This is a genomic window from Chitinophagales bacterium, assembly GCA_017303415.1.
GTDB lineage: Bacteria > Bacteroidota > Bacteroidia > Chitinophagales > Chitinophagaceae > SpSt-398.
Genome location: JAFLBJ010000001.1, coordinates 1,678,813 through 1,702,994 on the forward strand (window position 1 = coordinate 1,678,813; position 24,182 = coordinate 1,702,994).

Consider the following 24,182-nt stretch of genomic DNA (forward strand, 5'->3'; position numbering starts at 1 on the left):
TGTTATCTTAAGTTAGAACTTCCTCCTGAATCCGTCTTCCATATTATTGCCTCTGTATTCAACCCCTTTCATGTCATCCGGTGTGCAAGGCAAGGCATTCCAGCTACAGCCTTCTTCTTCTGTGGGTTTGTACATTTTTCTTCCCTCTATTTCAATTACCTGTCCGGTGTTTTTCATGAAAGGCCCGGCGGGAAGTAGTGTATACTTATAAACCTGGTCTTTATATCCTCTGTATCCCGCATAAAGAATGATCAGGATAGCAGGCAGAAGCAACAGGAAAGAACTCTTTTCGATTAACCATTTTTTCTCCGGCAATGTAATTTTACCACTAAAAGCGGCGAGGATCAGACCCGTGATAAATGCATATCCAAACCGCGGATCGGGCGCGATAAACCACCAAAAGAGAAGTCCGGTAAAAGAGACAAGCCATAACCTTACATATTCTTCCCTGAAAATTTTGCTTTGCAAACGGATCACGGAAATAAGCAGGGCAATCAGGGTAAGCGAGATCATAACCTTGTCAGGCAAGGTCAATTGCTTCCACCAAAGAGGGATCCATTCTTCAAACCGGGCGTTTGACCCATTTATTATCTCTAGTGTACTGCCTTCTTTATACCCGCGGGCAAATCCGGTCACATAGTCCTGCATGTCGGGTAACTCTTTCTTAGGTGGTTTCCAGTCCACGTTTACCCAATCCATGCTATCCGTGGGAAAGAAAGGATAACCCGAACTGATGGTATTCCGCGCCAGGGTTCCCCCCAGTAACAATAAGGCTATACAGGAAACATATATGGTCTTTGGCAGAGACCGGTAGGAGAGTCGCGTAAAGGAATAAAGGGCCAGCACCATGATTGGCAACACCGACCATTTTATGGTTAAGGCATAGAACCCAAACAAAATGATCAGGGAGTGAACGGCCAATTCATTCTCCACCTTTCTTTTTGATAACAACCAGAAAATGACCCAGCAAACCAACACAGCCATAAAGTCGGGATGGGTGGATGCGGCCGTTAAGCGCACCAGGGTAATGGGGAAAAGGGAGATACCCAACCATGCTAACCATCCCAACAGAGAAGAAAGATCTTTTTGAAGAAAGGAACGATTGATATGATCGGTCAGAAATAGGAAATACCAACTAAGTACAGCAACGGGTAAGAATACCAATCCATTTCCATTGGCAGGAAAAAGATCAAAGAGAGCGATGCTGACAAACCATGTGCTCTGCAATCCCAACCGGGGCTGCAAATGAACAATTCCCGGAACCGCCCTGTAGTTTTCGATCCATTTGATCACCGGGGCATGATAGCCCAGTGTATCGGGGTGGATTATAGGTGGAGCAGATAAGACAAGCGCCATCAGCAATAAGGCGCCAAATAAGATCCATGCACCGGTTGAGAAACCTGCAAAGAGTGTACGGAAAGGATTTACCAGCACCAGGATACCTTTCCGGTAGATCAGCCAGAGCAGCGGTATGAGAAATAAACTTTTGATCCATAATGGCCCAAGTGGTAAGAATAGGGACAGGATTGTGGCTGTCATTGACACTATCATCAATCCAGCCAGCGAAATAATAGCCGGATGTGCCAATACAATGGAGCTGGCGAAAATTCCTTTTCCAAAAAATATAACACCCCAGCTATAACAAACCAGCGTGATGATCAATATGGAAATTAAGGTGAATAACATGTGGTCATTTTCTTCCGGTAACAATCACCGATAACCCGATCCGGGAAAAGCTGATCTTATCCAACCATTTCGCCAGGGGTACCAACCGGTTGAATAAAGATAGTTCGCTGCTTTCTAAATTCCTTTTGCCCAATAATTTTCCCATCACCACCCATCCGGCAATACCGAGGGCATTGAAGTAACGGGCTTTTTCAATTGTATAGCCTTGTGATTGCACCAAACCGGAAAGCCTTTTACGGGTGTACCGGCGAAAATGCCCCAGTTCTTTATCATACCGGCAATACAACCACTGATAGGCCGGCGTAAGGACAATGACCCTGCCGCCTGGTTTAAGCAGAAAATGAATATGCTGAAGGGCGAGATCATCCTGTTCAATATGTTCAAGCACATTGAGCAAAAAAACCGTGTCAAATTCCCCGGCCAAATGAGCATAGGTTTTTTTGAAATCCATGTCGGCCAAATCGATGGACAGGATCTGCCGGATTAAAGGAGAGGATCCGAATTTTTGTTTCAGGTGTTTGAGATAATGAGTTTCCACATCCGACAAGGTCAGTTCGTACCGGTCACCAACCAGATAAGCGGAGATATTTCCAATACCACTTCCGATTTCGAGGATACGTCCCTGCAGATCGGGTTTGATCTGCTGGTACATCCATTCATTGAAGCGTGGAGCACCCGCAATCACCTGAAGCGTATCCAGTCCGGTCTGGTCAATCCGATCGGCATTTCCCTTCATGACCGGGAGATGAGGTTGTATTTTAAAATGCAGTACATGGACCTGAATCCATCCGGCCATCGGATCTTTTTGCCATCCTGGTAAGTACGTCCGTAATACCGGATCCCTGTTTCATAGATACGCACTCCCGGCACCCGGCTGATCTTGGCGGTTACTTCGGGTTCAAAACCAAAGCGGTCTTCCACCAGACGAAGAGACCGAAGTTGTTGTGTGCGAAACATTTTATATCCTGTCTCCATATCGGTCAGATTAAGCTGGGTAAACAGGTTTGACAGGAAGGTCAGGAATTTATTTCCAATGGTGTGAAAGTAAAAGAGTACCCGGTGGGGGCCTGTTCCCATAAAACGGGAACCAAAAACCACGTCTGCCTTATCATCCAGTATTGGTTCGAGCATGAGTTGAAGATCGCGTGGATCGTATTCAAGATCGGCATCTTGGATCACAACTACTTCCCCATTTACTTTTTCCAGGGCAGTACGAATACTGGCGCCTTTTCCCCGGTTAACGGGATGATGACAAAGGATGAGGGGCAGGGCAGGATTTTGAGCAATCAGATTTTCAATCTGTTCTTTTGTCTCGTCATAGGAGCCATCGTTCACTAGAATGATCTCCCGTTCCACACCGGCAGGAAGCGTCGCAGCCAATACTTTTTGCAAGGCAGGAGCAATGAGTTTTGCTTCGTTGAAACAGGGGATGATGATGGATAATTTCAAAACGAATGATTAGGGCTCAAAGATGATTGATTTTTTTCTTTTATCCACACTATTCCCTGAACCGGTAGATCTGCTGGCCATGAAGCAGGGTGTCGGGTGTATAATGGGAAAGGGACTGGCCCCAAATGGATTCAAATTTTTCGTTTACAGGTACCAACAAATACCCGATCCGGCCATTTTGCAGGTCACGTTTTAATCCACTGTAATCAAAATTTCCATCCGGAAGTGTACAGCAATCCACGGCATCAAAATTGGGAACGGCTGATTGGGAAGGAAACAGGTTCTTGAAGAAATTACTGTTTTGTTGCCCCAGGTCCAATACCAATCGGTCTCCTAACTGGGGTTCAAGAAAGTCGCGGATCTGTTTTTGCTCCTCATACCTCACTTTTTTTTCTGCTCTGTCCTGAATAAAGAACAGATAACCCTGGGCCATTACATGTATAAAAAACAACAGGAACAAGGGCATGAACCAGCGTAAGGCCTTGAAAATTTCTTCCTCTTTTTTAGTGGATAGCCATTCAGCTAACAGCAATGTGCCAAGAAGGAAACTTTCATGAAAATACCCAGGAGTAGAACCCCATTTCAGGGTTGTGCCCAGGCTGAAAAGGATTTGCAGGAGAAAAACAATGGCCAATGCACGTTGATCACCTTCCCCGGTATTTTTTAGGCGCCGCAAGGCCAGTACAAAGGGAAAATAGAGCAACAGAATCCAGAGCGAATCAACACTGCGTTTAAACACATGCACATAGAACCAGGCAGGATCCAGATGATTGCTGATTCCGGTAAAAGTGTGGGCAAGTAAAAATGTATTGCCCCGTATGCGGATATAATAGGCGAAAAACAATAGAATAAATCCGGTGGTCAGCAGAAAATAGGGGAGCATTCGTTTCTTTTCTCCGGAAAAAAAGAGCCAGGTAAGGACAAGCAAAGGAAGAATTAATCCACTCTGTTTGGCGAAGAGGGCCGCCGCGGACAGAAATGCTACAACACCTATGCGTAACAGAGGCCTGGATTGTCTGTCGGAATACAAAAAGAAAAACACGGCCACATAACAAAGCAAATAAAGGCTGTCAACCCGCGAAAGGGTATAACCAAGATAAGTAATTAGTAGTCCTACAATCAAGGTTGCAGGAAAAGCAATGGAACCACTGATTCCTTTTTTGACACGGATAAGCCGGTATAGCAGGAAAAGGGTAAAGAGATCACAAACCAGGGAGAATGAACGACACAACCAATAAATATGAATGGGATCACGGGTGTCGATGGAAAACAATTTACCCAATGCAATGCAAAACGAATAATAGAGTGGCGAATAGGGGTTGACCGCATAGGGGGCGGATTCGGGATCAGGGTAGAGTGGATAACCATTCATGCCCCGGATGACGGCATACACAAAATTATTATCGATCCCCCCGATCTCACCATTGTACGAAAAGATCAACAAAACCCTGTACAGGAGCCATCCCAGCGTCACCAGGGCAAGACCCAGATGAAGCGGGGAGTACCAGGAATTTGTTGAACGGTTAACAATCGGGTTCATTTCGATTTTTCTATTTAAGGTTTCTCGCTGCGTTCGCCAAGAAGCGCTGCGACCGCTGCGAGAAAAAAAATGAGTAAATTCTTTAGCTTTTCTCCCAGATCCCCAAAATACTCCTTCCCCGCCAATATCGGGTCAACTTATCGAAAACCTTTGACAGGGGCACGATCCTTTTATCCCAAAATTGAATCTGACCACGGGAGGGGTATGTTTTTTTAAGTACCCACTTATTTCCCAATGAAAGGATCATTCCAAAAATATCCAGAAAGCGTATTTGGATCAATTTTAATTCAACCGGGGCTAGGGCATATAAAGTTTTCCGATCATAACGACGGTAATGTCCAATGGCACGATCGAAGGGGCTGTATAAAGATGGCAGGGCAGGAGAGAGAATAATGATCCGCCCACCGGGGTTTAATTTTTCAATCGCCTGTTTGAATTCCGCCTGATCATTTTCAATATGCTCCAATACATCAATGTACAGAATGGTATCGAATGTGTCGTTCGCCAGGTCTGTCAGTGTTCCATTTATCACCTGTGTAAACGCGGGAAATTGTCCATCCCCTTTTTTCTTTATTAATTCATCTGCCATTTCCGGGTCTGGTTCCAACAAGGTCCATTCGGTAACAGCTGCCGTCATCAGGTATGGAGTGGTTCCTCCAATTCCCGCCCCGGCTTCAAGCACTTTTCCTTTTATATGGGGTTGGATCATTTGTCCGAGATAGGATTTCCACCGATGGGCCTCCTTGAACAATTCGAGTTCATTACCGGGATAATGGAGGGGCTGCGCCATGGTCAGGAATTTATTTCACCGGTGAGGTCGGTATAGTGCAAAGCGGGTATGAATTTCCGTTGTGAACCCGAAGAGAGAAACAGGAACAGCGTAAACAAGGAGAGAAGAAAACTTTGCAGCAACACAATGACCAGTGAGGACATGATGGTGGAGGCCCAACCGGGAATGGCCAGGTCGGTGAACCAGCGGATACCCAGAATGATACCGATTCCCAAGAGTGTAAGGCCAATCATCACCAAAGAGAATACCAATAATCGAACAGCCACTTTTTCTACAAAAACAGAAATGGCACCAAGTCCATGCAATAGCAGGTCACCAAAACTCATTTTCGACTGACCCGCCAAACGTTTACCCCGTTGTACCGGAACAGAACTGTAAGGCAGGTTTGATTTCATGATCGCTGCCGGCAGGTGGTTAACGATCTCCGGAGAATAAACCAACCGGTCAACCATGGGACGGGGCAGATAGAGAAAATGACCAAAGGAGATGGATCTTCCGGTTAAAAGCCGGAAGAGGATTTTATATAAAAAATAAAACAGGGAGAACCCAGGACCAACCTGTCTCCCGGCTCTGGAAGCAAAAACAATTTGCGTGTTATCCAATGACCCCTGAATCAGGCGGGGAATATCGGATGGAAGGTCCTCACCATCCCCATCCAATACAATAACACCATCGCTGGAAATATAGTGATGGATAAAGGAAAGCCCCGTTGCTATGGCTTTTTGATGACCCACATTGGTGTGGAGATCAAGTCTTGAAAAGGTGATAGGTCCCAAAGGGAATTCAGGTGCGGGTTCGATGGATCCGTCATTGACCACCAGAATACGATATTCCGTCTCAGCATCCTGGGAAAGATCCGTTTCCAGGGTTTTTAAAAGGGCACCCAGGGCCTTCCAATCATTATATACCGGTATGAGTATGATAATTTTTTGAGACATATTGAACATAAAGGTAACCAGAGCCGAAGGAATCATTTACTTTTTATCGATATAAAAATCTGGGATGTCCGGCTAAACGGGCTCCTTAAAAAATCGAATGCCGCGAAAAAAGCGCTCAGTATCGGGAAAAGCGGATGAAAGATAACTGGTCTTGCCTTTGAGGTGTTTAGCCAGTTCTTTCTGGCTAATAATATGATCAGGCTAAAAGCCCAAAAAGGCCCGCCTTGCGTATACCGAAGCTTGTCGACCTTAAATCCAACTCTCTCAACGACAATCCGGATACTTTCTTCGGAAAAAATGGTCCAATGACGAGGGCAATGCAGACCTCCCCAATAGGAATTACGAAACAGCCTGGCATCCAGAGAGCGTGTTTGGGGTGTTTTTAGAAGGACTATTCCGTCTGGGGTTAAGAGTGTTAATACTTTTCTAAGCAATTCCTCCGGATCAGCTACATGCTCAATGAGATTCAACATCAAAATCAGGTCGAATCTATTTTCACTTTCAAAATCCTCGATTCGCCCTTCAAAATAGGCGTGCCCTTTTTCTATTGCTACGTCACCTGCTTTCTCATCAATATCCACGACCTGCGTAAGTTTGATCCGCTTGTCGGTCTTTTTTAGTACATCCATTATCCATCCCGTACCACCTCCGGCATCAAGAATATTTATACTATCCCCTTTTATTTTCTTCAGGATTTTTCTGAACAATCGTAGGTCAAGCCATTCTTTTATCATAAACACCCAACCTTTACTTCCAGGGACATACGAGTAGTAGTTGGAAGGATAGATTACATTCAATTGGTCAGCGGGAAGAGGGTCTGTAAATATTGTGCCGCACCCCGGGCAATTAAAATAGACATATTCGTTTTCGGAGGAGAAGTATTCAAAGTCCCTGGCTTCAGACCAGATTTCTGCAGGCCATTGATGGCAAACCGGACAATATGAGTGTCTGGTAATATTCATGAATGGGTGGTGAATAATTTTCGAAATGTTTTTAGGTAGGATGTCTTTGAGGCCTGGATGATCTCTTTTGTTTGGTCGCAATCGGAAAGAAATTTTTCTGCTCTCTTTAAGGCGGTAAATGGAAGGTCGGGGTCCCAGTGATGAATCAGGTGACGGTTGAATCCGGCGGCCCCTAATAAACTTGAAGCCCGACTTTCAGTGAAAAGCCGGCTGATTTTTGGCCGTTGGGTTTGGTAATAAGCCGGGTCGGAACCGGCTGATTCATCCCGATGTTCCAGTAACTGTCGTATACCAGCAAAAAAAGGGAAGAAAATTAACATGGAAAGTATCCATGCCACTACAAGCGGCCATTGGTCATATAAAACAAATGAAAGCAAGATCGTCAGGTTGAGAAAGAGACCTATGACCAACATTCTCCATGATCTGAGCCGCTGGGCTTTTGTCAGTAACTGGGAATGATTTCTTCCCCTGAGGATTCTGAAAAGATGGATACCTGTGAAACTTTCCAGAAGAAATTTTGGGGTAAGGGGTTGAAAATAGGAGTTCTCAGTATCCATTGGTGTTGATAGGCCCAGATGATGCTTCCAATGAATTTTTCTATAGACCTCAATATCGATACCCACCCATGAACAGAGCAGGAGGTTGGCCATTCGATCATTTGATTTTCGATCGGGTAAAAGATGGTAGTGACTCGCTTCATGAACAAATAATTGAAGGTAGGCGATTGTAAAACCTGCCAACACGGAGACTGGAAGGACACCCGCCCAAATCCAGGAAGAAAAACGAGATGGCAATATAAAAGGGCTGATAAATAGCAGAACCAGAAAAACCATGCCCAGGATGATCTGCCACCAGGTGAGCAGATAATCCGTATTTATTTTTTTTCGAAACTCCGCATACGAAACCCCGTCACTATTTTTAACCGTGATAAAATCCAATCCTTCGAGATTATTAACAGGCGGCATCTAAATCAATAGAGTTGGTGAACAAGACGTGAATACAAAGATAAAGTCGTTAAGAGAAGATTTTCTTTAATTTCAGAAAATGTTGTTCAAATAGATGGTAGCTGACCACACTTACGATAAAACCACTCAGGGAACCCAATGTAGCCGAAAAAAATTGAACGATGAACGGGTTGGTGGGAAAAAGTTGAAGACCCAGCGTGTCGATATAGGGTTTTGTTAATAGAAAGATGGGCCAATGAAATATATAATATCCATACGAGTATTTTCCCAGAGTCCGAAGCACCGGGTTACTGAGAAATCTGGTCAGCATTGACCAGTTGTTTTCTATTGCCTCATACGTTAATAAGCCAAAAAGGAAGGAGAAAGTCGTAAACCCGGCGATAGCCCACGATGGGAAGTCAGGATCCTGGTTTTGTTTAAGGAAGTAGAAAATATAATTGGCCAGGGTTAAAATGATAAGAAAAAAAGTAAAATACTTCCGGAGGATTGATCGATTGATTACAAGTAAGGAGGCCAGCATAGCTCCAACAAGGATTCCATCCACCCGGGTAAATAAAAATAACCGTTCATAGGGAGGAATCGAATCCCGATTTATCCAGATCAGGTACCTTGAGACGATGATGCCTATAAGCAACAGAATAGCCAGGATTAGCACTTTCTTAGGGTCTCTGATCATTAATATCACAAAGGGCCACAACAAATAATATTGCTCTTCCACTGCCAGGCTCCAGAAATGACCAAGGGCGATGGTATCCCCATCCTGGGAAAAGACAAGGGTCCAGTTTTGCAAATAGGTCCAGAACCAGAACTGGTGTTCCTGATAATATTGCATATTTAGCGGAAATCCGGGAATGGCTGGGAGGATCAGGATAAACAGGATCAGGGAGAGGTAGTAAAGGGGGAATATCCGAAGAACCCTGCGGGCATAAAAGTTCTTGAAATAATTTTCCCCATGTACTGTATGTAAAAGTATATCGGTGATCAGGAAACCCGAGAGGACAAAGAAAAGATCAACGCCCAGCCACCCATAGTTGAAATACTCAATGAAATTGAAATTATGGTAAAGGATAACCAGCAGGATGGCAATGCCTCGCAACCCATCCAGGGCGGGATAATGTTGGCGTATGACTGGTTGCGTAGGGTTTGTCATGTATAAATTCAATCAAAAGTACCTTTTCAACCGGAGAAAATGTTTTTCAAAAACATGAAATATAAAAACGGCTGCTCCAATTTCTACCCCAATCAATAGTAGAGATTCAGGGAGACGGTGATGAAAAATTGGCCAGAACCACGATTCTGTATAAGGGTGTAATGAAAAATAGAGCGGCCAGTGAAAGATATAGATTCCGTAAGAATATTTTCCAAAAAACCGGGGCACCCTGGATTGGACCAAAACAGATTTATTATCAAGATTCCAATTTACTATCCAACCAAAAAAAAGGGCGATAAAGGTATACCCTCCTGCTGCCAGCATATTAACCGGGTGATCTGCAAAACGAAAAAAAACAACAATAACCAACAAGGAAATCGTTATGCCCGTTACCCATGACAGAACGGATGCTTTTTTCCAATGACCCGGATAGCTTCTTCGAAAAGCGAGAATGGAACCGATCAAAATTCCGTCCATTCGGGTGAATTCAAAACTATAAGGGTTGATCAGATTCCCATACCGGATCATCAACCCGGTCCTGGTAAGATTTATTACCAGAACAGAAAGAAGCAGCCCGTTTAGGATATTACCGTTTTTTCGCAGCACCAATAGAATCAATGGCCAAACCAGGTAGAATTGTTCTTCTACGGCTAATGACCAGAAATGGGTCATTATAATCTCGTTTCCTGTTGGAATGTGTGTGGCAAAGAAAAAATTCTGGAGATAAAGCCAAAACAATCCTTCCTGTTCTTTATTATAAGAAAGCCCCGGAAGAGAAAATCCCAGGTACGGGAGCAGATGAAATAAAAGGATTAAACTCAGGTAATAGAGGGGAAGTATACGAAGCGCCCTGCGGGCAAAAAAGTTTCGAATAGTAGAAAATTGCGTATCGGACCGTAATAGAATATCCGTGATAAGGAACCCCGAAAGCACAAAAAACAGGTCTACTCCGATCCAACCCCACGAGGGTAGCAGGTAATTTCCAAAATGATGAGCTAGTAAAACAAGTATTATTGCGATACCGCGGAGTCCGTCAAGACCCGGGTAGTGGTTTCTTTCTGTGGAAGTTTCAGGTTGAATAGGAAAGAAAGGTTGGTTATTCAATAGCGGAAAGATCGGATTTTCGGAGAAGGTATTTTCCTATCACATCAAATTCGAGATTGACAAGGCTCTCTGCCATCACTTCACTTATATTGGTATGCTTGAAAGTAAAAGGAATTATTGCTACTTCAAAACTATTACGTGTTACGTGAAAGGCAGTAAGACTGATCCCGCTCACGGTGATGGATCCTTTTTCGATGATCAGGGGGGCAAAGGCCGGATCAAATTGGAAGCGATAAAGCCAACTTCCGTCTTTTTCTTCCCGGAGGATGCAGGTTCCCCGGCCATCCACATGTCCCTGTACAAAATGCCCGTCAAGCCGGCCATTCATTTTCAGGCAGCGCTCCAGGTTGACCTTTTTGCCTTTTTCCCAGGAACCCAGGGTGGTTTTAGAAAGTGTTTCGGCAATGGCAGTTACCCGATGCTTGCCGGATTTTACCTCTTCCACTGTCAGGCATACGCCGTCGTGACTTACGCTCTGGTCCACCTTTAATTTGGGAGAAAGGGGAGATTCGATCCAAAAACTCCGGTTTCCCCCTTTTTCTATGACTTGTTTGATAATGCCTTGTTTTTCAATGATGCCGGTGAACATGGGGGGTGATTTTAGATGACAGATGACGGATGACGGATGTTGGATGTTGGATGTTGGATGTTGGATGTTGGATGACCGATGTGGCAAATTACTTACAAATCAAGGAACAATCAAACCAACATCCAACATCCAACATCCGTCATCTGTCATCTGTCATCCGTCATCTTTCATCTGTCATCTGTCATCTGCCTCGCCCCAAATTGTTTTTTTCAACCAAACCCCTTATCTTTGCCTTCCCAAAAAAATACCAAAGGAGGTATATAACGTTATGCTGATCATCGATTCAAAAGATTGCGAAAACATCGACAAGGCCCTCAAAAAGTACAAGAAGAAATTTGAGAAGTCAAAAGTGTTGCTCCAATTGCGCGAGCGCCAGTCGTTTACTAAGCCGTCCGTTCGTCGCCGGGGACAGATCCTGAAAGCGACCTACAAGCAACAGATCGCCAGCGGAAAGATCGAGATTTAAGGTCTCTCTTTCTCAATCATATTGAATAGCTGCAAAGTTTTTAGCTTTGCAGCTATCTTTGTTTATGCAGGTGCCAGACCATCCCGATATCCGGTCATTTCTCGACCATCTCCGCTTTGAAAAACGGTATTCGGTGCATACCCTGCGTTCCTATTCAGATGATCTCGCTTCTTTTTTTTCCTATTTACAAGATCAATATGGGCCGACCACGGCTACGGAGATCACCCATGGTCATATCAGGAGCTGGCTGGCCGGGTTGAAGGAATCCGGGATATCGGCCAGGTCGATCGGGAGAAAGATATCCACACTCCGGTCCTTTTTCAGGTATTTACTCAAGACGGGAAGGGTGGAAGCCTCTCCGGTAGACAAGGTGATTACGCCCAAGTCGGGCAAGCGTTTACCCGTATTCATCAAGGAGGAGGATACGAAGGAGTTGTTGCATTCTTTGGCGAATACAGAGTCGTGGAAGGGCATGAATGCCCGCATGCTGATCACGTTTTTTTATGCCACGGGTATGCGACTCAGTGAGTTGATCAATTTGAAGGAGAAGCATCTCGACTTTGCCGGAAAAAGGATCAAGGTACTGGGTAAGGGGAATAAGGAAAGATTGATTCCCGTATCATCCGAATTACTGGCCTTGGCGAAAGAGTATGTGGAGGCAAAGAACCGGGAGATTGGAAAGGCGGAAGATGCATTTTTGGTGACCGAGAAAGGAAAAAAGCTTTATCCAAAATATGCTTACTTACTGGTAAACAATTGGTTAAAGGAGGTAAAGACCCTGGATAAAAAGAGCCCGCACGTATTACGGCATACCTTTGCCACCCATTTGCTCAACCAGGGCGCCGATCTCAATGCCGTGAAAGAGTTGCTTGGGCACAGCAGTCTGGCAGCGACCCAGGTATATACGCACAACACCATTGAGAAACTCAAGGAAGTGCATAAGAAATCGCATCCCCGGTCTTGATATTTTTCACCTTTTTTTATTTGGAATGGGCTCCTTTTTTGTGTATTTTCAAGGTGAACCAAAAAATAAGCCTATGTAGTCGAAACCACCCCCTTGTTACAGTTCTTTCCTTTATTATTTCACCGTTTTAAATGCGATTACTATGAACGTAAACATTCAAACTGTTCATTTTGATGCGGATCTGAAGCTTGTTAACTATGTCAGGGAGAAACTCGCGAAACTGAACACGTTTCACGACCGTATCATAAAAGTTGATGTTTTTTTGAAACTCGACAATGTGGTCCATAACATTAAAGACAAAATCGCAGAGATCAGAGTACACGTACCCCGAAATCAGTTTTTTGTCAAGTCATCCAGTAAATCGTTTGAAGGGTCTTTTGATGACGCGATGGATTCGTTGATCACCCAGATCAAACGCAAAAAAGAAAAGAAAGCAGCTTAATTTGATATAACCCCGCCACTGGCGGGGTTTTTTTGTGGGGAAAACCCCGATAAAAAATTCGTTTTCAAAATTTTTGCAATAATCAAATTCCCTTACCTTTGCCTTCCCAAAAAAAATGGGGGTAGTTCTTTATTGTCCCGACCGCAGCCCGATGTCGGGCTAAAGAAGGGTAGGTAATTGCCACTTTAGCTCAGCTGGTAGAGCAACTGATTTGTAATCAGTAGGTCGTTGGTTCGATTCCGACAAGTGGCTCCGACAACAGGGCAGATTCCAGAGCGGCCAAATGGGGCGGACTGTAAATCCGCTGTCTTTCGACTTCAGAGGTTCGAATCCTCTTCTGCCCACGGATTTTAAGCGGGAGTAGCTCATTTGGTAGAGCGATAGCCTTCCAAGCTATAGGTGGCGAGTTCGAGCCTCGTCTCCCGCTCATAACGGTTTGTAGTTTAAGGGTTTTTGGTTGATGGTCGAGCGACCACGCCGACCACGGGCTGGAAACTACCAACGCAGTAAAGCCGTTGTAGCTCAGTGGTAGAGCACTTCCTTGGTAAGGAAGAGGTCGTGAGTTCAATTCTCATCAACGGCTCAATCGAACGATATATAAATTTTGTAAAAACAACCTAAAACGGATAACAATGTCAAAAGAGACCTTTAAGAGGGACAAACCCCACCTGAACGTTGGTACCATTGGTCACATTGACCACGGGAAAACCACCTTGACTGCTGCTATTACATCCATTCTGGCCAAGAAGGGATTTGCACAGGCAAAGAAATATGATGAGATCGATGCTGCTCCTGAAGAAAAAGAGCGTGGTATCACCATCAATACCGCTCACGTAGAGTATCAAACGGACAACCGTCACTACGCTCACGTGGATTGCCCCGGTCACGCTGACTACGTTAAGAATATGATTACCGGTGCCGCCCAGATGGACGGTGCGATCCTGGTGGTGGCCGCTACAGACGGTCCGATGCCCCAGACAAAAGAGCACATCCTGCTGGCCCGCCAGGTAGGTGTTCCCCGTATGGTCGTTTTCATGAACAAAGTTGACCTGGTGGATGACCCCGAACTGCTGGAACTGGTTGAAATGGAGATCCGTGAGTTGTTATCCTTCTATGGTTTTGACGGAGACAATACCCCCATCATCAAAGGTTCCGCTACAGGTGCCCTTGCAGGTGAAGATAAATGGATCGGTGCTATCGACGAACTGATGAAAGCGGTGGATGACTATATTCCCCTGCCTCCCCGTCCGATCGATCAACCCTTCCTGATGTCTGTGGAAGACGTATTCTCGATCACTGGTCGTGGTACTGTTGCCACCGGCCGTATCGAAAGAGGTAAAGTGAAAACCGGTGAACCTGTTGAGATCGTGGGTCTGATCGAAAAGCCCCTGACCTCTACTGTAACCGGTGTGGAAATGTTCCGTAAGATCCTCGACGAAGGTGAAGCTGGTGACAACGCCGGTCTGCTCCTCCGTGGTATTGAAAAGAAAGATATCCGTCGTGGTATGGTTATCTGCAAACCCGGAACCATCACCCCGCACACCGAATTCAAAGCTGAAGTTTATGTACTCAGCAAAGAAGAAGGTGGACGTCACACACCATTCTTTAACAAATACCGTCCTCAGTTCTATTTCCGTACAACCGACGTAACCGGAGAGTGCGAGCTTCCTGCTGGAACTGAAATGGTTATGCCTGGTGATAACACCGCCCTGACCGTAAAACTCATCGCCCCTATCGCGATGGAAAAAGGTCTGAAGTTCGCCATCCGCGAAGGTGGTCGTACCGTAGGTGCCGGTCAAGTGACTGAGATCCTGAAATAAGCTTTTAGTCAATGGCTTTTAGCTATTGCCAAAGGCACTGTAAATGATAATTTTATATCTTTACATCATAAACTAAAAGCTGTTCGCCTACCGGCGAATAGCTTTTAGCTTTCTACGGGCATAGTTCAATGGCAGAATAGCGGTCTCCAAAACCGTTGATGGGAGTTCGAATCTCTCTGCCCGTGCTTCTGAATCTGAAAATTGAAATCATGAACAAGATCACCACATACTTCCGTGAAAGCTACCGTGAACTGCTGGAAAAAGTGACCTGGCCAACCTGGGCACAATTACAGCAGTCCACCATGATCGTACTGGTAGCTACCCTGTTGTTCACCGCCATGATCGGTGTGATGGACCTGGGTATCAACAAACTATTGCAACTCATCTATAACATGATGAACTAATGGAAACAAACACTGTACAAACCGAAAAGGAATCCAAGTGGTATGTTCTCCGGGTGGTTAGCGGAAAGGAGAAGAAAGTAAAGGAGTACCTCGACAAGGAGATCGCGCGGAGTGGATGGAGTGATATCGTTAAGCAGGTATTTCTCCCCGTGGAAAAGGTATATAAAGTACAAAACGGGAAGAAAGTAATGCGCGAGCGGAACTACTACCCCGGTTATGTGATGATCGAGATCGTAGATGGTAAATTTGGCGATGACCTCCGTGATACCATCAAGAATACCACCAATGTCATCCATTTCCTGGGCAAGGAAAACCCCATTGCCCTCCGGAAAGCAGAGGTGAATAAAATGCTCGGCAAAATGGACGAAATGGCCGAAGCCGGTGGCGTCAGCATGAGCGAACCCTTTATCATTGGGGAAACCATCAAGATCATTGAAGGTCCTTTCAACGATTTCAACGGGGTGATCGAAGAGGTACACGACGACAAGAAAAAACTAAAGGTCACCGTAAAGATCTTTGGCCGCTCTACTCCAGTGGAACTCAATTACATGCAAGTAGAGAAACTGAGCTAAGACAAGATTTTTCCAATAATAGCCACCTTCGGGTGGCTTTTTTTATGGGGAAATGCCTATCTTTGCGTCCCCAAAAAGTTCTTAATAGAGGAATTTGGGAGACCAAGTAGTGTGATACGAAAGGTCGTCTGAACCAATAAATCGATTAAAATGGCAAAAGAAATCACTGGCTTTGTCAAGCTGCAGTGTAAGGGTGGCCAGGCCAACCCTGCACCTCCCATCGGTCCGGCATTGGGTTCCAAGGGTATCAACATCATGGAATTCTGTAAGCAATTCAATGCCCGCACCCAGGACAAGATGGGTAAAGTACTTCCCGTATTAATTACTGTTTACGCCGACAAGAGTTTTGAGTTTATTATTAAAACTCCTCCCGCAGCCGTTCAACTGATGGAAGCGGCCAAATTGCAAAAAGGCTCCAAAGAACCCAACCGCAACAAAGTGGGCAAGGTGACATGGACCCAGGTAGAGGCAATTGCTAAAGACAAGATGCCCGACCTGAATTGTTTCACCGTGGAAAGCGCTATGCGTATGGTGGCTGGTACAGCCCGTAGCATGGGGTTGACCGTAGAGGGATCCGCTCCGTGGGAGAATTAATTTAAACAATTGCCCGCTATCGCAGAGGTACCGGCGGTTAAACGCCCTCGCTCAAGCTTCCGCGGACAAAGTAAAAACGAATTAAAATGGCTTTCATCAGTAAAAAAAGAAAAACAGCTGAATCTAAAGTAGACAGCAACAAGCAATACAGTCTCAACGAGGCATCTTCCCTGGTTAAACAGGTGAACGTAGCAAAGTTCGATGCTTCCGTAGACCTTCATATCCGTCTGGGTGTAGATCCCAAGAAGGCCGATCAGGCCATTCGTGGTACGGTAACCCTTCCCCACGGAACAGGTAAAACAAAACGGGTTCTGGTACTTTGTACCCCCGAAAAAGAAGCCGAAGCAAAAGCCGCTGGTGCAGACTTTGTGGGACTGGACGAATTTGTCACCAAGATCGAAGGTGGCTGGGTAGATGTGGATGTGATCGTGGCTACGCCCTCCGTGATGCCGAAGATCGGTAAACTGGGTAAAGTACTCGGTCCCCGTAACCTGATGCCCAACCCCAAAACCGGAACAGTAACAAACGATGTTGCCGCCGCCGTCAATGACGTAAAAGGTGGTAAGATCGCCTTTAAAGTAGATAAGGCCGGTATCATTCACGCGTCCATTGGTCGTGTGAGCTTCGCGCCTGAAAAGATCGCCGAAAACAGCCAGGAATTGCTCAATGCCATCATCAAGGCAAAACCTTCCAGTGCAAAAGGTACCTACCTGAAAGGCATCAGCATGGCCAGTTCCATGAGCCCCGGCATTTCCATCGATACGAAAGGATTTGTTCACTAATTAACTAACCGGTCCTGCTAAAGCGGGATGACAAATAAAGAGTCATGACAAAAGATCAAAAAAATGAAGTGATTGAGTTGCTGAAGGGAAAATTCTCTCAGTACAATAACTTCTATGTGACCGATACCGAATCCCTGACGGTTGAACAGGTAACCAAACTGCGTAGCGCCTGCTTCAGCAAGAATGTGGAAATGAAGGTGGCTAAAAACACCCTCATTAAAAAAGCCCTGGAATCACTGGATGCCGAGCGTTATGCCGGTGTGTATGATTCCCTGCACCAGGTAACTGCCCTGCTGTTTTCCGAGAACCCTAAAGAGCCAGCCCTGATCATCAGCTCGTTCCGGAAAGATAGCAAAGGTGAAAAACCTGTGCTGAAAGCAGCCTTTATCAATGGTGATATCTACACCGGAGATAATCAACTTTCCAACCTCACGAAGATCAAGACGAAGAACGAATTGATCGGCGAAGTGATCGGATTGCTGCAATCTCCGGCCAAGCGTGTTATCGCTGCCCTTTTACATCATCACGAACAGAAAGAAGGCGCGGCGGCAGCCGAGTAAGTTTTAGTAATTGGCAGTTAGCTTTTAGCTTGTAGCCAATACAAAAACAAAATTCGCAAGAACCGTAAACGAAGAAACTAAACGCTAAAAGCCAAAAGCTGATAGCTAATAGCAAAAAGGCCCGGCCTGGGTCAACAAACAGGCAAATTTTTTTAAACCCGCCGTTGGAGCAAAACAAGCTGTGAAAACGGTAAAAATTTTAAACAAATGGCAGACGTAAAAGCATTAGCAGAAAGCCTGGTAAACCTGACTGTAAAAGAAGTACAGGAACTGGCTGATTTCCTGAAAGCAGAGTATGGTATCGAACCCGCAGCCGCAGCAGTTGTAGTTGCCGCTGGTGGTGATGGTGGTGGTGCCGCTGCTGCAGAAGAAAAAACCGCTTTCAATGTTGTATTGAAGAGTGGTGGCGCATCCAAACTGAACGTAGTGAAGATCGTAAAAGATCTGACTGGTCTGGGTCTGAAAGAAGCCAAAGACCTCGTGGATGGTGCACCGAAGAACGTGAAAGAAGGTGTTTCCAAAGCAGAAGCCGAAGATATCGCCGCCAAACTGAAAGAAGCTGGCGCCGACGTGGAAATCGCTTAATTCATTGCATATCGCAAATTCGAACCCCGGAGCAATCCGGGGTTTTTTTTGTGCTGTGCGAGACCTCTGGTCTCGCACTTCCAGAAAGCCGCCTCTGGCGGCACAGTAGACTTATTTAAAATAAATAATCAATATCCATCAGCCCACAGTTTCTTTTATAGTTTGATGCGCTACTATACAGGTAGTCTTCCGGCTCCTTAACCCAACCAGCCCGAACTGGGTTTTCATGGATATAAATCAATTTTGTGTGGAGGAATTTCATTGTGTGTATTTCTTCCGGATGATTATCTCCAGTCCAAATCCTGAACATCTCATGCTTATTGCTTTGCCTTGCCCGAAACTTTATCATATGCATTAACCAATCTCTTCGACTTTCGCTTTCGGATTGGATGGCATTGAAAATTGCCCGGCTGGTGAATGTCTTGAAATCCCTTAGGATGTCACTTAGGTTGCCGTCTGCGGTCCAAATTACATGTATGTGATTGGTCATAATAACGTAGGCACCTACTTTGAGTCCTTTACTTTTTCTACAGTGGTCCATACTCTCGATCAATAAGTCACGATACTTTTGTCTACTAAAAATATCAATCCAATCAATTGTTGTAAATGTTAGGAAATGAGTAGCCGACTGGTCTCGGATCTTATAACCTGCTGAAAAATTGTATGTCATTTTCTTTTGTTTTTTATGCCGCCAGAGGCGGCTTTCTGGGGGTGCGAGACCGGAGGTCTCGCACAGCACGCTCGCACAGCTCTCTCGCTCAGATCTCTCGCACAGCACACTCTCACATCTCTCTCGCACCACCATCTCCTACAACTTTAGATACGGAATGATCCTTTGAAAAATATCATCTGTAACAACCGGAATGTCTTTCAGGGCTTCCAGGTTTGTAAATGCACCGTGCTGTTGCCGATAGGCGGGTAGGAGGGAAGCGAGTTTACCACGGAAATAGGGATGGGTGCCAAGTTCTTTTTCCATTACTGAATTCACATCCATTTTTCGAAGAAGGGCAGGCTCGGGCTGTAGCCGGCTTTGAATTATTTGAAATACCGAGTCGGATATACCATAGACTTCCCTGACCTGGCCAATAGAAAAGAAACCACCCAGCTTTTCCCGGTAGGCGACAATACGCGAAGCCAATTTGGACCCAATTCCCGGAAGCGCTATCCAGGCACTGGTGTCTGCAGAGTTGATTCCAACAGCAGGGAGACTCGAGCGGGGCGTGCTTTGCTGATAGGGTTTGAATATGCCCGAAGGTTTTTCTGATTCCGGCTTTTGGGGAATTCGGACCCAGGGGCGCAGTTCCTCGTATTTTCCAGCCCCAAGCCCGTAGATCCTTCCCAGGTCCTCTGGCGTGGAAAATCGCCCCCCTTTTTCGCGAAATTTCAGAATGGTCTGAATGGTTTTCTCCTTTAAGCCAAGGTCTTTCCACCCTGAATGGGATAGTGTATTCGGGTCAAAGGCAAAAAGCCGGTTTTCCGGCCTTTTATAATCCCTTTCCGGTATGGACTCATCTCCAAACCGGGAGGGGAAGGGAGGAGCAGGCAGCGCCAGGCTCGTATCGGCTTTGGTGATTTCAGGGGGTTCGGGCTCCGGAAACAGATCGGGCAGGAACCAGGCAAGGATGATCAGGGCGGTCAAGCCTAAAATGCCTGCTCTTTCGCGACGCGAAAAGGAAAGATAAAAAAGCGTTGAAAAGCGTTCCATAGGGGCTAAGGTTTACCCAAAGAAAGCGCCCCCTGAAATGGTGAAAAACAGGCCTTTCGGCCCGGTTTTCCGGCCCTGTTTTTGTTCAGAAAGATTTCTTGTTTGACCGAAAGAAATCCTTACCTTTGCCATCCTTTAATTTTGGCCAATTACACTTTGACGTCACAAATCATGCCTAAATAATTGAAATTCAGCGGCTTTTATTTCGACGGGAATAAAGGCAAGGTGGCATTTTGTACGTTCTGAATCAAGTTAAAACCGGTTTATACGCATATGTCTTCTACAAAAATGAATCAGCGGGTGGATTTTGGTAAGATCAAGCACTTAGCAGAAGCACCCGACCTGCTGGAAGTTCAGATCCAATCTTTTAAAGATTTTTTCCAACTGGAAACAACCCCTGACAAGCGTAACAATGAAGGTTTGTTCAAGGTGTTCAAGGAGAACTTCCCTATCACCGATACGCGTAACATCTTCGTTCTGGAGTTTCTGGATTATTTCATTGATCCTCCACGTTACTCTATTGACGAGTGTATGGAAAGAGGGTTGACCTATGCGGTCCCCCTGAAAGCCAAACTGCGTCTGAGTTGTAACGATGAAGAGCACGTGGATTTCCAAACCATCGTTCAGGACGTGTTTCTGGGAAATATCCCCTACATGACCCCCCGTGGCACATTTGTGATCAATGGGGCAGAGCGTGTGGTCGTTTCCCAATTGCATCGTTCGCCCGGTGTGTTCTTTGGTCAATCCATTCACCCCAACGGAACCAAGATCTATTCCGCCCGTGTGATCCCCTTCAAGGGCGCCTGGATGGAATTTGCGACGGACATCAACAACGTGATGTACGCCTATATCGACCGTAAGAAAAAATTCCCTGTGACAACGCTGCTGCGTTCGATCGGGTTTGAAACGGATAAAGACATCCTCGAACTCTTTGGCATGGCCGATGAGGTAAAGGGTGATAAGAAATCCCTCAGCAAGTATGTAGGCCGCCGCCTGGCAGCCCGTGTACTCCGTAGCTGGGTGGAGGACTTTGTGGATGAAGATACCGGTGAGGTTGTATCCATCGAACGGAATGAAGTGATCCTCGAGCGTGACTCCGTCCTGGACGAAGAAGCAATCGACATGATCGCCGACATGGGCGCTGAAAGCGTATTCATTCAGAAGGAAGATGTAGGTGGCGATTACGCGATCATCTACAATACCCTGAACAAGGATACCTCCAACAGCGAACTGGAAGCCGTACAACATATCTACCGTCAATTGCGCGGTGCGGATGCTCCCGATAATGAGACCGCCCGTGGAATCATTGACAAACTCTTCTTCTCCGACAAACGCTATGACCTCGGAGAAGTAGGTCGTTATAAAATCAACCGTAAACTCGGTCTCGAAGCCAAACTGGATCAGAAAACACTGACCAAGCAGGATATCATCGAGATCATCAAATACCTGGTACGTCTAACCAACGGTAAAGCTGAGATCGATGATATCGATCACCTGAGCAATCGTCGTGTACGTACCGTGGGCGAACAACTTTATGCCCAGTTCGGGGTAGGTCTGGCCCGTATGGCCCGTACCATCCGCGAAAGAATGAACGTGCGTGACAACGAGGTATTCACACCGGTAGACCTGATCAATGCGCGGACACTGTCCTCCGTGATCAACTCCTTCTTTGGAACCTCTCAGTTGTCGCAGTTCCTCGATCAAACCAACCCGCTTTCCGAGATCACCCACAAGCGTCGTATCTCCGCTCTCGGACCTGGTGGTCTGAGCCGCGAACGCGCCGGTTTCGAGGTACGTGACGTACACTATTCACACTATGGCCGTCTCTGTACGATCGAGACACCGGAAGGACCGAACATCGGTCTGATCTCCACCCTCTGCGTACACGCGACGATCAACGAAATGGGCTTTATTGAAACGCCTTACCGCAAAGTAGAGAATGGAAAAGTGAACATGAAGGAACTGGTGTTCCTGAGCGCGGAAGAGGAAGATGAAGCCAAGATCGCCCAGGCCAATGCGCCCCTTGACGAAAAAGGACAATTTGTAGAAGATAAGGTGGTCAGTCGCGAAACAGGTGACTTCCCGATCCTGGATAAAGCGGATGTTGAATTCATGGACGTAGCCCCGAACCAGATCGTTGGTTTGAGTGCTTCCCTGATCCCCTTCCTTGAGCACGATGACGCCAACCGTGCCCTGATGGGATCAAACATGCAACGTCAGGCCGTTCCCCTGATCCGTCCCGACGAACCAATCGTAGGAACCGGATTGGAAGGTAAAGCAGCCCGTGATGCACGTATCCAGATCCACTCAGAAGGAACAGGGGTGGTAGAATATGTGGATGCCAATGAGATCCATGTTCGCTACGACCGCAACGACGCTGAAAAGCTGGTAAGCTTTGAAGATGACCTGCGCATTTACAAGCTGACCAAATTCATTAAAACCAACCAGGAGACCTCCATCAACCTGAAACCGGCTGTTAAGAAAAATCAGAAGGTGAAGAAAGGAGATTTCCTGACCGAAGGATATGCTACGCAAAACGGAGAACTGGCTCTTGGTAAGAACCTGAAAGTGGCCTTCATGCCCTGGAAAGGTTACAACTTCGAGGATGCCATCGTGATCAGTGAGCGTGTAGTAAAAGAAGATTGGTTCACGTCCGTTCACATCTCCGAATATGAACTGGAAGTACGTGATACCAAACTGGGTGAAGAAGAGCTGACCCCGGATATCCCCAACGTTTCGGAAGAAGCGACCAAAGACCTCGACGAGAACGGTATCATCCGTCTCGGCGCTCAGGTCAAGGAAGGAGATATCATCATCGGTAAGATCACTCCGAAAGGAGAAAGCGATCCCACGCCTGAGGAGAAACTGCTCCGTGCAATCTTCGGTGATAAGGCCGGTGATGCCAAAGACGCTTCCCTGAAAGCACCCAATGGTGTGGAAGGGGTGGTGATCGGCAAGAAACTCTTCCAACGCGCGAAGAAAGACAAGAATGCCAAAGTGCGGGAGAAAGCGGCGTTGGAGAAACTTGAGCGTATCCACGAGAAGAATGTCATTGACCTGAAAGAAGTATTGCTGGAGAAATTGCAGACCCTGCTGAAGGATCATTCCTCAGCTGGTGTAGGCAACAACTTTGGTGAAGTACAGATCGGCAAAGGCGCCAAATTCACCGTGAAAAATCTGGGTCAACTGGATTACCAGAACATCAACCCGCTGGGTTGGACCGGTGATGCCAAAGTGGATGATCAGATCAATACCCTGCTGCACAACTACAGCATCAAATACAACGAAGAACTTGGCCGTTACAAACGCGAGAAATTCAATATTTCCATTGGGGATGAACTTCCTGCCGGTGTATTGAAACTGGCTAAAGTGTACCTGGCTGTGAAGCGGAAACTGAAAGTGGGTGATAAGATGGCAGGTCGCCACGGAAACAAGGGTATCGTTGCCAAGATCGTGCGTGCAGAAGACATGCCTTTCCTGGAAGACGGAACACCTGTGGATGTGGTATTGAACCCGCTCGGGGTACCAAGCCGTATGAACCTCGGTCAGATCTATGAAACCGTATTGGGATGGGCTGGTCAGAAACTCGGTATCAAGTTCGCGACACCGATCTTTGATGGTGCCACTACCGACGAGATCGCTTCTTATTGCGAAGATGCCGGTATCCCCCGTTTCGGTCATACTTATCTGTATGATGGTGAAACCGGAGAACGTTTCCACCAGAAAGCCACCGTGGGTGTGATCTATGTGATCAAACTTCACCACATGGTTGATGATAAGATGCACGCCCGTTCGATCGGACCATACAGCTTGATCACACAGCAGCCGCTGGGTGGTAAGGCACAGTTCGGTGGACAACGTTTCGGGGAGATGGAGGTATGGGCCCTCGAAGCCTATGGTGCTTCCAACATCCTGCAGGAATTGCTGACCATCAAATCGGATGATATCATTGGTAGGGCGAAGACCTACGAAGCGATCGTGAAAGGGGATAACGTGCCTCGTGCCGGTGTACCTGAGTCATTCAATGTACTTGTACATGAATTACGCGGTCTGGGTCTTGACCTGAAATTTGAATAATAATTTGTTTCACGCCGCGCAAGCGATGGGAAATTATA

Annotated in this window: 24 protein-coding genes and 5 tRNA genes; 16 read left to right on the forward strand and 13 right to left on the reverse strand. The window is 46.2% G+C overall.

All coding sequences use genetic code 11. The features are described 5' to 3' along the window. Positions 1 to 12 precede the first annotated feature (12 nt). The 11 genes from J0M30_07315 to J0M30_07365 all read right to left on the reverse strand — a co-directional run bounded on the left by J0M30_07315 (position 13) and on the right by J0M30_07365 (position 11,173). Entirely contained in the window at positions 13 to 1,686 is a 1,674-nt protein-coding gene (locus J0M30_07315) for a hypothetical protein (GenBank protein MBN8667301.1), read from the reverse strand. Between the two features lie 4 nt (positions 1,687 to 1,690). Beyond that, the gene (locus tag J0M30_07320) at positions 1,691 to 2,482 is read right to left on the reverse strand and encodes a class I SAM-dependent methyltransferase (GenBank protein MBN8667302.1); all 792 of its coding nucleotides are present in this window, start codon (positions 2,480 to 2,482) and stop codon (positions 1,691 to 1,693) included. Next, positions 2,419 to 3,135, reverse strand: coding sequence for a glycosyltransferase family 2 protein (locus tag J0M30_07325; protein MBN8667303.1), 717 nt, complete (start codon positions 3,133 to 3,135; stop codon positions 2,419 to 2,421). The genes J0M30_07320 and J0M30_07325 overlap by 64 nt, the downstream gene beginning before the upstream one ends. A 49-nt stretch (positions 3,136 to 3,184) precedes the next feature. Then, complete coding sequence (locus tag J0M30_07330; protein ID MBN8667304.1) at positions 3,185 to 4,675, reverse strand: hypothetical protein; 1,491 nt, start codon at positions 4,673 to 4,675, stop codon at positions 3,185 to 3,187. 82 nt (positions 4,676 to 4,757) lie between these two features. After that, entirely contained in the window at positions 4,758 to 5,465 is a 708-nt protein-coding gene (locus J0M30_07335; GenBank protein MBN8667305.1) for a class I SAM-dependent methyltransferase, read from the reverse strand. 2 nt (positions 5,466 to 5,467) lie between these two features. Continuing rightward, a complete protein-coding gene (locus J0M30_07340; protein MBN8667306.1) occupies positions 5,468 to 6,403 on the reverse strand; it encodes a glycosyltransferase family 2 protein in 936 nt (311 codons plus the stop codon). Positions 6,404 to 6,435: 32 nt separating this feature from the next. Further along, complete coding sequence (locus J0M30_07345; GenBank protein MBN8667307.1) at positions 6,436 to 7,446, reverse strand: class I SAM-dependent methyltransferase; 1,011 nt, start codon at positions 7,444 to 7,446, stop codon at positions 6,436 to 6,438. After that, on the reverse strand, positions 7,362 to 8,330 hold the full coding sequence (locus J0M30_07350) for a fatty acid desaturase (protein MBN8667308.1): 969 nt from the start codon (positions 8,328 to 8,330) through the stop codon (positions 7,362 to 7,364). Before J0M30_07350 ends, J0M30_07345 begins: the two co-directional genes overlap by 85 nt. A gap of 49 nt (positions 8,331 to 8,379) precedes the next feature. Beyond that, positions 8,380 to 9,480 carry an acyltransferase gene (locus J0M30_07355; GenBank protein MBN8667309.1) on the reverse strand — a complete coding sequence of 367 codons (1,101 nt, stop codon included), beginning with the start codon at positions 9,478 to 9,480 and terminating at the stop codon, positions 8,380 to 8,382. A gap of 12 nt (positions 9,481 to 9,492) precedes the next feature. After that, on the reverse strand, positions 9,493 to 10,584 hold the full coding sequence (locus J0M30_07360; protein ID MBN8667310.1) for an acyltransferase: 1,092 nt from the start codon (positions 10,582 to 10,584) through the stop codon (positions 9,493 to 9,495). Then, complete coding sequence (locus J0M30_07365; protein ID MBN8667311.1) at positions 10,577 to 11,173, reverse strand: riboflavin synthase; 597 nt, start codon at positions 11,171 to 11,173, stop codon at positions 10,577 to 10,579. Before J0M30_07365 ends, J0M30_07360 begins: the two co-directional genes overlap by 8 nt. A gap of 268 nt (positions 11,174 to 11,441) precedes the next feature. Here J0M30_07365 and J0M30_07370 point away from each other — a divergent pair, with 268 nt between their 5' ends. From J0M30_07370 to rplL, 15 genes are all read left to right on the forward strand, one after another. Beyond that, a complete protein-coding gene (locus tag J0M30_07370; protein ID MBN8667312.1) occupies positions 11,442 to 11,639 on the forward strand; it encodes a 30S ribosomal protein S21 in 198 nt (65 codons plus the stop codon). Between the two features lie 64 nt (positions 11,640 to 11,703). Next, the gene (locus J0M30_07375) at positions 11,704 to 12,603 is read left to right on the forward strand and encodes a tyrosine-type recombinase/integrase (protein ID MBN8667313.1); all 900 of its coding nucleotides are present in this window, start codon (positions 11,704 to 11,706) and stop codon (positions 12,601 to 12,603) included. Positions 12,604 to 12,745: 142 nt separating this feature from the next. After that, the gene (locus J0M30_07380; protein ID MBN8667314.1) at positions 12,746 to 13,045 is read left to right on the forward strand and encodes a ribosome-associated translation inhibitor RaiA; all 300 of its coding nucleotides are present in this window, start codon (positions 12,746 to 12,748) and stop codon (positions 13,043 to 13,045) included. Between the two features lie 179 nt (positions 13,046 to 13,224). Beyond that, positions 13,225 to 13,297, forward strand: a tRNA-Thr gene (locus J0M30_07385). Positions 13,298 to 13,306: 9 nt separating this feature from the next. Beyond that, a tRNA-Tyr gene (locus tag J0M30_07390) sits at positions 13,307 to 13,389 on the forward strand. A 10-nt stretch (positions 13,390 to 13,399) separates the two neighbouring features. After that, a tRNA-Gly gene (locus tag J0M30_07395) sits at positions 13,400 to 13,472 on the forward strand. A gap of 84 nt (positions 13,473 to 13,556) precedes the next feature. After that, positions 13,557 to 13,628: transfer RNA gene (locus tag J0M30_07400), tRNA-Thr, on the forward strand. A 49-nt stretch (positions 13,629 to 13,677) separates the two neighbouring features. After that, positions 13,678 to 14,865, forward strand: a complete 1,188-nt coding sequence (tuf, locus tag J0M30_07405) for an elongation factor Tu (protein ID MBN8667315.1) — start codon at positions 13,678 to 13,680, stop codon at positions 14,863 to 14,865. 114 nt (positions 14,866 to 14,979) lie between these two features. Beyond that, positions 14,980 to 15,050, forward strand: a tRNA-Trp gene (locus J0M30_07410). Between the two features lie 24 nt (positions 15,051 to 15,074). Next, entirely contained in the window at positions 15,075 to 15,269 is a 195-nt protein-coding gene (secE, locus tag J0M30_07415; protein MBN8667316.1) for a preprotein translocase subunit SecE, read from the forward strand. After that, on the forward strand, positions 15,269 to 15,841 hold the full coding sequence (nusG, locus tag J0M30_07420; protein MBN8667317.1) for a transcription termination/antitermination factor NusG: 573 nt from the start codon (positions 15,269 to 15,271) through the stop codon (positions 15,839 to 15,841). Before secE ends, nusG begins: the two co-directional genes overlap by 1 nt. A 150-nt stretch (positions 15,842 to 15,991) precedes the next feature. After that, positions 15,992 to 16,435, forward strand: a complete 444-nt coding sequence (gene rplK, locus J0M30_07425; GenBank protein ID MBN8667318.1) for a 50S ribosomal protein L11 — start codon at positions 15,992 to 15,994, stop codon at positions 16,433 to 16,435. An 86-nt stretch (positions 16,436 to 16,521) separates the two neighbouring features. After that, positions 16,522 to 17,217 carry a 50S ribosomal protein L1 gene (locus J0M30_07430; GenBank protein ID MBN8667319.1) on the forward strand — a complete coding sequence of 232 codons (696 nt, stop codon included), beginning with the start codon at positions 16,522 to 16,524 and terminating at the stop codon, positions 17,215 to 17,217. A gap of 44 nt (positions 17,218 to 17,261) precedes the next feature. Further along, positions 17,262 to 17,777, forward strand: coding sequence for a 50S ribosomal protein L10 (locus tag J0M30_07435; GenBank protein ID MBN8667320.1), 516 nt, complete (start codon positions 17,262 to 17,264; stop codon positions 17,775 to 17,777). 207 nt (positions 17,778 to 17,984) lie between these two features. Next, the gene (rplL, locus tag J0M30_07440; GenBank protein MBN8667321.1) at positions 17,985 to 18,362 is read left to right on the forward strand and encodes a 50S ribosomal protein L7/L12; all 378 of its coding nucleotides are present in this window, start codon (positions 17,985 to 17,987) and stop codon (positions 18,360 to 18,362) included. Positions 18,363 to 18,477: 115 nt separating this feature from the next. On the opposite strand, the gene J0M30_07445 is transcribed toward rplL, so the two are convergent. Together J0M30_07445 and J0M30_07450 are read right to left on the reverse strand one after the other, a co-directional pair. Beyond that, a complete protein-coding gene (locus J0M30_07445; protein MBN8667322.1) occupies positions 18,478 to 19,032 on the reverse strand; it encodes a transposase in 555 nt (184 codons plus the stop codon). Between the two features lie 138 nt (positions 19,033 to 19,170). Next, positions 19,171 to 20,067, reverse strand: a complete 897-nt coding sequence (locus J0M30_07450; GenBank protein MBN8667323.1) for a helix-hairpin-helix domain-containing protein — start codon at positions 20,065 to 20,067, stop codon at positions 19,171 to 19,173. Positions 20,068 to 20,340: 273 nt separating this feature from the next. On the opposite strand from J0M30_07450, the gene rpoB reads away from it, so the two are divergent. Then, the gene (gene rpoB / locus J0M30_07455) at positions 20,341 to 24,144 is read left to right on the forward strand and encodes a DNA-directed RNA polymerase subunit beta (GenBank protein MBN8667324.1); all 3,804 of its coding nucleotides are present in this window, start codon (positions 20,341 to 20,343) and stop codon (positions 24,142 to 24,144) included. Positions 24,145 to 24,182 lie beyond the last annotated feature (38 nt).